The sequence below is a fragment of the Megasphaera sp. genome, assembly GCF_047831605.1.
GTDB classification, from domain to species: Bacteria; Bacillota; Negativicutes; order Veillonellales; family Megasphaeraceae; genus Megasphaera; species Megasphaera intestinihominis.
This window is the reverse complement of sequence record NZ_CP181255.1, coordinates 2,320,548-2,329,985: the sequence shown is the minus strand read 5'-3', so window position 1 is coordinate 2,329,985 and position 9,438 is coordinate 2,320,548. Positions and strand designations below refer to the sequence as shown.

8 protein-coding genes and 1 pseudogene are annotated in these 9,438 nt (G+C 54.4%); 2 read left to right on the top strand and 7 right to left on the bottom strand.

The window, feature by feature from the left end:
• Positions 1-195, bottom strand: a pseudogene (locus ACFWUB_RS11035) (hypothetical protein); the annotation flags it as partial.
• A 183-nt stretch (positions 196-378) separates the two neighbouring features.
• On the opposite strand from ACFWUB_RS11035, the gene ppx reads away from it, so the two are divergent.
• Complete coding sequence (gene ppx / locus ACFWUB_RS11030; protein ID WP_416183971.1) at positions 379-1,914, top strand: exopolyphosphatase; 1,536 nt, start codon at positions 379-381, stop codon at positions 1,912-1,914.
• Between the two features lie 52 nt (positions 1,915-1,966).
• Here ppx and ACFWUB_RS11025 read toward each other — a convergent pair whose 3' ends face one another.
• The 5 genes from ACFWUB_RS11025 to ACFWUB_RS11005 form a co-directional block, all read right to left on the bottom strand.
• Positions 1,967-2,728, bottom strand: a complete 762-nt coding sequence (locus ACFWUB_RS11025) for an EFR1 family ferrodoxin (RefSeq protein ID WP_292259988.1) — start codon at positions 2,726-2,728, stop codon at positions 1,967-1,969.
• 106 nt (positions 2,729-2,834) lie between these two features.
• Positions 2,835-3,524 carry a RadC family protein gene (gene radC, locus ACFWUB_RS11020; RefSeq protein ID WP_020309747.1) on the bottom strand — a complete coding sequence of 230 codons (690 nt, stop codon included), beginning with the start codon at positions 3,522-3,524 and terminating at the stop codon, positions 2,835-2,837.
• Entirely contained in the window at positions 3,521-4,081 is a 561-nt protein-coding gene (locus ACFWUB_RS11015; protein ID WP_292281953.1) for a Maf family protein, read from the bottom strand. Before ACFWUB_RS11015 ends, radC begins: the two co-directional genes overlap by 4 nt.
• Before the next feature lie 18 nt (positions 4,082-4,099).
• Positions 4,100-4,375 carry a DUF4321 domain-containing protein gene (locus ACFWUB_RS11010; protein ID WP_014016527.1) on the bottom strand — a complete coding sequence of 92 codons (276 nt, stop codon included), beginning with the start codon at positions 4,373-4,375 and terminating at the stop codon, positions 4,100-4,102.
• Positions 4,376-4,473: 98 nt separating this feature from the next.
• The gene (locus ACFWUB_RS11005) at positions 4,474-6,165 is read right to left on the bottom strand and encodes a glutamine--tRNA ligase/YqeY domain fusion protein (protein WP_302491381.1); all 1,692 of its coding nucleotides are present in this window, start codon (positions 6,163-6,165) and stop codon (positions 4,474-4,476) included.
• 743 nt (positions 6,166-6,908) lie between these two features.
• Between ACFWUB_RS11005 and ACFWUB_RS11000 the strand changes: the two genes are divergently transcribed.
• Positions 6,909-7,811, top strand: coding sequence for a fumarylacetoacetate hydrolase family protein (locus ACFWUB_RS11000; RefSeq protein ID WP_169012903.1), 903 nt, complete (start codon positions 6,909-6,911; stop codon positions 7,809-7,811).
• Positions 7,812-8,034: 223 nt separating this feature from the next.
• On the opposite strand, the gene ACFWUB_RS10995 is transcribed toward ACFWUB_RS11000, so the two are convergent.
• Positions 8,035-9,426, bottom strand: a complete 1,392-nt coding sequence (locus tag ACFWUB_RS10995; protein WP_292261655.1) for an amino acid permease — start codon at positions 9,424-9,426, stop codon at positions 8,035-8,037.
• Positions 9,427-9,438 lie beyond the last annotated feature (12 nt).

Sequence of the window (9,438 nt, the reverse complement as noted above, 5' to 3'; positions counted from 1 at the left end):
GACCTGACAGATTTCGTTCAGGGACTGAAAACTGACGTGATGGCGCTGGAATACCGTTTCCCCATATTTTACTTCTCGGGATACATTTTCGATGATTTCCATATCATCCAAAGACGAGTAAGCAATGACCTTCAAGGTCATATTGACCGTCCCGATATGGATGATACCGAAAACATTCCGGGTTTGTTTTTCCATTACTCTCCCCACTTTTCTTGACGGTATAGTTGCTGTCTAGCTGATACTCTTCTTATTATACATGAAAGTCACCGTATGTATGTATATTTTTTGTAAAAATTTTCGGCATGCCTCTCTATTCTGTAGTATAATGGAAAAGATAAACGATAAACTTGATAAACATCCGCAGAAACGAGGTATACCATGGAAAAATTAGCCATCATCGACATGGGCTCTAACTCCATCCGTTTTGTCGTCATGCAGATTGCCGACAACCAGTCTTATTCCCTGCTCTATCAGGAAAAAGAAGCCATCCGCCTGGGCCACGGCCTGAGCCAGACCGGCGTCATCAGTGAAGAAGGGATGCAGCGGGCCCTGACCTGCCTGCATGTCTATAAGCACATCATGGAAGTCATGGACATCCATGAATGCCGGGCCGTCGCGACGGCAGCCGTCCGCAATGCCAGCAACGGCGAAGCTTTCCTGAAGCGCATCAATGCCGAAACGGGCATCACCATGAACGTCATCACCGGTGAACGGGAAGCGTACTTAGGCTATCTCGGCGTCATCAACACCATCGCCATGAAGGACTTCCTCATCTTCGACCTGGGCGGTGCCAGCGTCGAAATGACCTTAGTCCGCGACGGAGAAGCCGTCCATTCCCTGTCGGTCCCCATCGGCGCCGTCACACTGACGGAAAAATTCGGCACCCAGGGCAATCCTGATTCCGAAGCCATTGCCAGCCTGATGAAATTCGTCCGCAAAAAGATGGCCGCCGTCCCCTGGATAGAGGACATCCAGCTGCCCATCGTCGGCATCGGCGGTACAGCCCGTAACTTCGCCAAAATGGACCAGCGGGCGACGAATTATGAACTGTCGAAGCTCCATAATTACATCATGCCCCTGGAACATTTTGAAAATCTCTATCATGAAATCACGACGCGGACCAGTGCCAACCGCAAGAAAATCGCCGGCCTGTCCAGTGAACGCTCTGACCTCATCGTCGCCGGTGCAGCCGTCATCAAGACCATCTTCGACATGACGGGCAGCCCGGAAATGGTCGTCAGCGGCTGTGGCCTCCGCGAAGGTTTATTCTTTGAATACTACGCTTCGTACTGCCAGCTGCCGTCACCGCGTTTCGACGACATCCTCGATTTCAGCGTCAAGAACTTCATCGGTACGCTGAGCGGCATCATCATCAACCAGGCTCACTACGACCAGGTCACGCGCATTGCCACCCAGCTCTTCGACCAGCTCCAGCCGCTCCACGGCTACGGCCCGCGGGAACGCCTCCTGCTGCAGACAGCCGCCCGCATGCACGATGTCGGCAAGATCATCAACTTCTACAACCACGCCCGCCATTCGGCCTTCATGATCGCTCATGCCCCGCTCTACGGCCTGACCCAGGTCGAACAAATCATTACGGGCTTCATCGCCGGCTTCCATCACGGCATCAGCCGCAAGATCATCCGGGCCTACCGTTACGCCAACATGGCCTCTGCCGAAGACTGGATCATGATCCGCAAACTCTCGACCATCCTGGCCCTGGCCGAAGCCTCGGACCTGACGTATGAACAAATCGTCACCGACGTCGAAGTCACACTGGCCGAAAACGTCGCCGTCATGATCATCACGACGGCGACGGGCTCGACGTACAACGCCGCTGACTACGAAATGAAACAACTGAGCAAACAATTCAAAAAAGAATTCGGCGCTTCCCTGCTCCTCGTCTGGAAGTAAGGGTCCGGATAAAAAAAGGGGCTGTCGCACATGCGACAGCCCCTTTTTACTCTTATCGCCGCATCATGTCTTCAGCCGTGACGTCGGGATGGTGGTACTGGTCCTCAGAAAGGATCTGTTTACCATGGACGGTGACGGCTTGCTGGGGACACCAGTGGACACAGGCCAGGCAATGGCTGCAATGAGAGCCGATGACGGCCCCTTTCGCCGTACAGATGATATTGCTCACCGGACAGATGCGGGCACAGAGGCCGCAGGCAACGCAGCGTCCCCCATCGACAGCTGGCGTCAGCCAGCGTTCCCCAGCATGGCGGATCAGGCCCAGGTTCATGAGCCAGGCCGACAGCGACGAATGGATGGCCGTCGTATCCCGGACCTGCCCGCGTATCTTATCGGCTGCGGCAGCGACCAGTTCATCGGCGTGGTCCAGGCGGTTCATATCGTAGCGGATATGGCGCCGCGACGCGATAGTACTGTTGGCGATCATCGGCAGGACAGCCCCGTAGGACAAAGAACAATGTTGACGCCGGAGGATCCGGTCCATCGTCCTGAGCGACCGGCCAGGCGCACTGCCGCAAGTAGCAATGCCATAAAAATAGGTCGATTTCTGGAAACGGACCTGTCTGATGAAATCCTGTACGGGTTCGGGAAGATCCCCGAAATAGACGGGAAAGACAAAGCCGATGATGCGATCCTGGATACGCTGGCACCGTTCATGGATAGCCGAAATCGGCACGGCCGTATCACCAGTCAGTTCAGCCAGCTTCTTGGCCACATATAATGAATTTCCCGTTCCTGAAAAGTAAAGAATCATAAGGCTCACCTCAGAGACCGCACTGCCAGTTTCCCGCTTGCAGGCGGACGGTATTTTACATCCATTATATCATGAAACCCTGTCATTTGTCTTGATACATTTGTCTTTACACGTAACCGCGCTCGCAAAGGCTGACGAAGGTCCCGTCGCCGATGATGATGTGGTCGAGGACGGGTATTTCCATGATCTGGCCGGCGTCGGCAATGCGCTGGGTCACGACGATATCCTCGTGGCTCGGTTCGGGGTTGCCTGACGGATGGTTATGGACCAGGACGACAGCTGCGGCATTGTAGCGCAGGGCATAGCGGAAGACTTCCCGCGACTTGGCCAGGCTGGCATTGATCGTGCCGATGGTCAGCGTGCGATAGGCGATGAGCTGGTTCTTCGTCGATAAATAGACGGCGCCGAACTGCTCTTGCGGCAAAAAGCGCAGATCTTCCATGACATAGCCGGCAATGGCCTGGGGCGTACTGAAGTCAGGCGCCGCTTCCTTTACGTGCTGCCGGGAAATACGCCGTCCCAGCTCGACGGCGGCACAGACCGTGACGGCCTTATCCGTCCCGATGCCGGGAATCTGACAGAGGTCGCCGATGCTGGTATCACTGAGATAACAAATATTTTCCCCTGGCAGGGAATGAAGGACCTGCCGCGACACATCGAGGACGGATTGTCCCTTCGTACCCGTCCGCAATAGAATCGCCAGCAAATCCTGGTCGGTCACAGCCGAAGGACCGTGACGGAGGAATTTTTCCCGCGGTTTCTCACAAACAGCGAGGCTGCGGAAAGGGTCGCTCATACATGGACCTTGGCTTTGTGGAACAACTTGCATACCTGGGACAAGGGCAGGCCGACGACGTTGGTATAGGAACCATTGATCTTATCGACGAAAGCCGCAGCCCGGCCCTGTATGCCATAGGCACCGGCTTTGTCCAGCGGTTCCCCAGAAGCGACATAGGCTTTGATTTCCTTTTCACTCAGTCGTCGGAACCAGACTTTCGTTTCGACGACCTTCGTGTATTCCTTATGGCCATTGATCAAAGCGATGCCCGTATAGACGGAGTGTTTCTTTCCGGACAATTCCCGTAGCATCTCGACGGCAGCGGCTTCATTGCGGGGCTTGCCCAGCATTTCCCCATCGATGGCGACAATCGTATCGGCGCCGAGGACCCACTGTCCCGGGAATTTTTCAGCTACATCGCGGGCCTTGCCCAACGCCTGGGCCTGGACGTATTTTTCCGGATCCTTTTTCTTCGGTGATTCTTCACTGTACGTACTCGGATTGACCATATAGGCGACGCCGATCTGCGTCAGCAGTTCGCGACGACGAGGCGAACCAGAAGCTAAGATGAGCATGTAATAATCCCTCCTAAATTATTGAAGATGACGAAAGAGAATGGCTGCCAGGATGACGCCGATGATGCTGAGCATATTCGGTGCCAGATGGATGCCAAACTGCAATTCCATGAGATAGAGATTGAGGTGAATATTCTGGATATTCAAGATTTCATAATGCTGCGTCAGGGCCGGCAGGATACCCTTCAAGGCCGGAACAGCATACAGGGCCTCTCCGACGATGCCACCGAGGATACCGCCGACGATGAGGAAAATAAAGAAGAACAACAGACTGTGTGAGCCAGGGGTTTTCATGGCCTACCTCCATTATACACGCAAGATACGAAAGGGCCGCCCTTTCTCATGAAATTCTAATCCATTCTGAGAAAGGCAGCCCCTTTTTTAATAATCGCTTATTGTTTTTTCTTTTTCTGCATCTTAGCCCAGGTGTCGCGGAGGCCGACGATGCGGTTGACGACCAGGTGGTCTGCCGTCGTATCGGGATCAATGACGAAATACCCCTGGCGCAGGAACTGGAACTTATCACCGACATGATACGTTGCCAATGCCTTTTCGGCCTTGCTGTGGTATACGTCGAGGCTGTGGGGATTGATCTGGTCGAGGAAATCCTTGCTTTCCCCTTCTTCCTCGCTGCCGTCGTCCTTCAAGAGATAGTCATAGACGCGGGTTTCGACGTCGACAGCATCTTCGGCATTGACCCAGTGCAACGTCCCTTTGACCTTGCGGTTGGCGTTGGCACCGCTGCCGCTCTTGCTTTCCGGGTCATACGTGCAGTGCAGTTCGACGATGTTGCCATCTTCGTCTTTGATGACTTCTTCGCATTTGATGATGTATGCATACTTGAGGCGGACTTCCTTGCCCGGAGCCAGGCGGAAGAACTTCTTGACCGGTTCTTCCATGAAGTCGTTGCGTTCGATATAAAGGTTCTTGCTGAACGTCATTTCGCGCGTGCCCATGGCTTCATTTTCCTGATTGTTGTCGGCCGTCATCGTTTCCGTCTTGCCGTCTGGATAATTGGTGAGGACGACCTTGATCGGGTCGATGACCGTCATCAAGCGCGGTGCTTTCATCTTCAGGTCTTCGCGGATGCAGTATTCCAGGAGGGAAATATCGACCATGCTGTCTGCCTTGGCGACGCCGATGCGTTCGCAGAAGTCGCGGATTGATTCCGGCGTATAGCCGCGGCGGCGGATGCCGGAAACCGTCGGCATACGGGGATCATCCCAGCCGCTGACGATGCCCTTTTCGACGAGGAGGCGCAGTTTACGCTTGCTCGTGATCATGTTAGTGACATTCAGGCGGGCGAATTCGATCTGCCGCGGTTTCTGGCCTTCCGGATCGTCCCAGTCTTCGAGGACCCAGTTGTACAGCGGACGGTGAGCTTCAAATTCCAAGGTGCAGATAGAATGAGTAATGCGTTCGATGGCGTCCGATACGGGATGGGCGAAGTCGTACATCGGATAGATGCACCATTTGTCGCCTGTCCGATGGTGCGAAGCATGGACGATACGGTAAAGGACCGGATCGCGCATGTTGAGGTTCGGGCTGGCCATATCGATCTTGGCGCGCAGTACCTTTTCGCCATCGGCGAACTTGCCGGCTTTCATATCTTCAAAGAGCTGGAGGTTTTCTTCGACGCTGCGGTTACGGTACGGGCTTTCCTTCCCCGGCGTATTGAACGTGCCGCGGTATTCGCGGATTTCATCACTCGACAAATCGTCGACATAAGCCTTGCCCAGGCGGATCAATTTCTTGGCGTATTCATAGAGTCTATCGAAATAGTCCGACGCATAGAACATGCGGTCGTCCCAGTCAAAACCGAGCCATTTGACATCGCGTTTAATCGATTCTACATATTCCGTATTTTCTTTCGACGGATTCGTGTCATCAAAGCGGAGATTCGTTATTCCGCCATATTTCTTGGCAATGCCGAAATTCAGGCAGATCGACTTGGCGTGGCCGATGTGGAGATAGCCATTCGGTTCCGGCGGGAAACGGGTATGGACCCGCTTGCCATATGTATTCTTTTCGTTGTCTTCATCGATAATAGTTTCAATAAAATTTTTGGTCGTTTCGTTATCCATCGATGTATCTCCCTTTCATATATGTATAAATGCCTTCAATACCACATTATACCGTGATTAGCGCCTATTTTGCAACTGTTTCCAGTAGATTTAGGAAAATGAGGACACAGAGCACAGTTCACAGGCCGCCCGGACTCCGATGCCGCAACGCGGCGGCAGACACTCAAACTGACGACATCGCCATTTTCGTATCCATCGTAAAATTCTGTTATTATACCCGAACGGGCTGTGGTCGAATATCTCTGGCGGGCTTCCCACAGGAAGCCCCTACAATTCGGCCAATGTCCGTGTATTTTTTATGGCAGACTGCCAGCGTTATTCCCCATCGCCTACATGCGATACCGTAGGGGCCGTCCCAAAGCCTTTCTAGCCCGTCAAGTACCGACCATCGGGAGGGGCCAAGACCGTTTCCAGAACGAATAGCGGCGGCGGGCGGCCCGCTACGCGCTGAGGGCTTCCCAAAGCGTCGTTGTTAGTTTGAGTCTGTCGCGGCGTAGCCGCATCTGAGTCCGAAAAAAGCAGTGGCTCGTGGTTCCTGAAAGCTTATCATCATACCCGAATGAGCTGTGATTGAATCTCTCTGGCGGGCTTCCCACGGGAAGCCCCTACGCATACGGCCGCTGGCCGTTTTTTTGCGGCCTGCGACCGGCCGCCTGCGAACTGCGCTTATTTTATGAAGAGGATAGTCATTCTTTAGTAGTCATGCTATAATAAGTTATCATGAGTAAAGGAGTCGAATTTTTATGATGATAAAAAAACTGGTTACTTTTGAAGACCTCGGTTTCGTTCAATGGGGCGTCCTGAATGAAGCGGAAGATGGCGTATACGGTGCCATTGCTTTGGAAGAAGCTTTTTTCACGCCCCTTCCGGAAACGATGCTGGAATTCATCCGGCAGGGCAACGACGGCCTGCTGGCCCTGGCCGACGCACTGGAACAGAATGAAAAGACCGGCGCTGTCAAGGCGAAACCGCTGGACACGGTACGCATCATGGCGCCGATTCCCCATATGGAACGGAATATTTTCTGCATCGGCAAGAATTATACGGAACATATCGCCGAATTCGATAAGACGGCCATGCCCAAACCGCCGAAATACCCGGTCATCTTCACTAAGGCTACGTCGTCGGTCATCGGCCCAGATGACCTCATCGACCCTCATACGAACGTCACGTCCCAAGTCGACTATGAAGGCGAACTGGCCGTCATCATTGGCAAGGAAGGCTCGGATATCACTGTTGGCGAAGCCATGGACCACGTCTACGGCTTTACCATCCTCAACGACGTCACGGCACGGGACCTGCAGGCCAACCACGTCCAGTGGTTCCACGGCAAGAGCCTGGATACGTTCTGCCCTATCGGGCCGTATATCCTTCTGCGCGATGCCGCTCCCGACACGTTCGACATCGTCACGAAAGTCAACAATGAAGTCCGTCAGGACGGCTCGACAGGCGAATTCATCTTCACCATCCCCGAACTGATCCACACCATCTCCCAAGGTACGACCCTCTTCCCGGGCGACATCATCGCTACGGGTACGCCCAGCGGCGTCGGCGTCGGCTTCAACCCGCCCCGCTTCCTCCACTCCGGCGACACCGTAGAAATCACCATTCCCGCCATCGGGACGCTGAAGAATAAAGTGAAATAAGAAAGGCTAAAAAAAAGCTGTCGCCTATGCGACAGCTTTTTTTAGGGGTTAGTGGCTAGCAGTTAGTAGTTAGCGGATGGTTTTAAATTTAAAGCTTTTTCTCTGCAAACTCCATCCTCTTTTTTCATATGAAACCTCTCCGGCCCTTCGGGCCACCTCCCCTATAATGGGGAGGCTTGGCGGGCTTGCCACGTGCAAGCCCCTATAGGACGGAGCTTACGAACTACGAATTGCTGCTTTCTTTCTGCAAGAGGCTGTGTTTGCGTCCGTAAACCATGTAGATGATGAGGCCCAGGATGGTCCAGCCTGTGAACAGCATCAGCGTATGCGGCGACAGTTCGGAGAAGATGAAAGCGCAGCAGATGAAGCCCAGCGGAGCGATGACGTGTACAGCCGGGCAGCGGAATCCACGCGGATGGTCCGGATAGAGCCGACGCAGGACGAGGATGCCGACGCAGGAGCAGAGGAAGGCGAAAATCGTACCGGCACTGCATGTTTCAGCGACAATGTGAATCGGTGTGAAACCGGTGATGCAGGCGACGATGACGCCGATGACGATCTGGATGATATACGGCGTATGGAACTTCGGATGAACCTTGTAAAGGCTCATGGGCATGAGGCCGTCACGGCTCATCGAGTAGAGAGCCCGGCTCTGAGCGAAGAGCATGCCCAGGACGACCGTCGACAGGCCGCAGATAGCGCCCGTACCGACGATGGCCGAACCGAGATGGAGGCCGATGTATTCCAAGACGAAGGACGCCGGTGCTGCCGTATCGAGCATGGGATACGGGACGACGCCGGTCATGGCCGCACAGACGGCGATGTACAGGACCGTACAGATGGCCAGGGCCGAAATGATGCCGATAGGCATGTCGTGTTTCGGATTCTTCGTTTCTTCGGCTGCCGTCGACAGGGCATCGAAGCCAAGGTAAGCGAAGAAGAGAACGGCCGTCCCGGCAAAGACGCCGTGGATGCCATAAGGCAGGAACGGCTGCCAGTTCATCGGTTCGATATGCGGTGCTGCCAGGAAGAGGAAGAGGAAAATCGTCCCGATCTTGACGTACACCAGGATGCGGTTGACGTGAGCGCTTTCGCGGACGCCGACGACGAGGAGCGCCGTCGCCAGGACGACGATGAGGACCGCCGGCAGATTGATGAGTCCGCCGTCAGCCGGCACGGCCGTCAAGGCTTTCGGCAAGTCGATGCCGCAGGAATGAAGGATACCGACGAAGTAGGCCGACCAGCCGCCAGCTACGGCGCTGGCGCCGACCGAGTATTCCAGGATGAGGCTCCAGCCGACCCACCAGCCAAAGATTTCACCGAGCGACGCATAGGCGTAGGTGTACGAACTGCCGGATACGGGCAGGAACGAAGCCAGTTCCGAATAAGCAAGACAGACGAACGCACAGGTAATAGCGGCAAAGACGAAGGATAACATCAGGCCGGGCCCGGCGTATTTCGCTGCGCCGATACCGGTGAGGACGAAAATCCCCGTCCCGATGATGATACCCAGGCCCATGAGGGTAATATCGAAGGCACCGAGGGCCTTATTCAATTTCTTCTCTTGTGTATGGGCCAGCAAGTCATCGAAGGATTTTCGGCGTAAGATATTCATAAATGTGCCTCC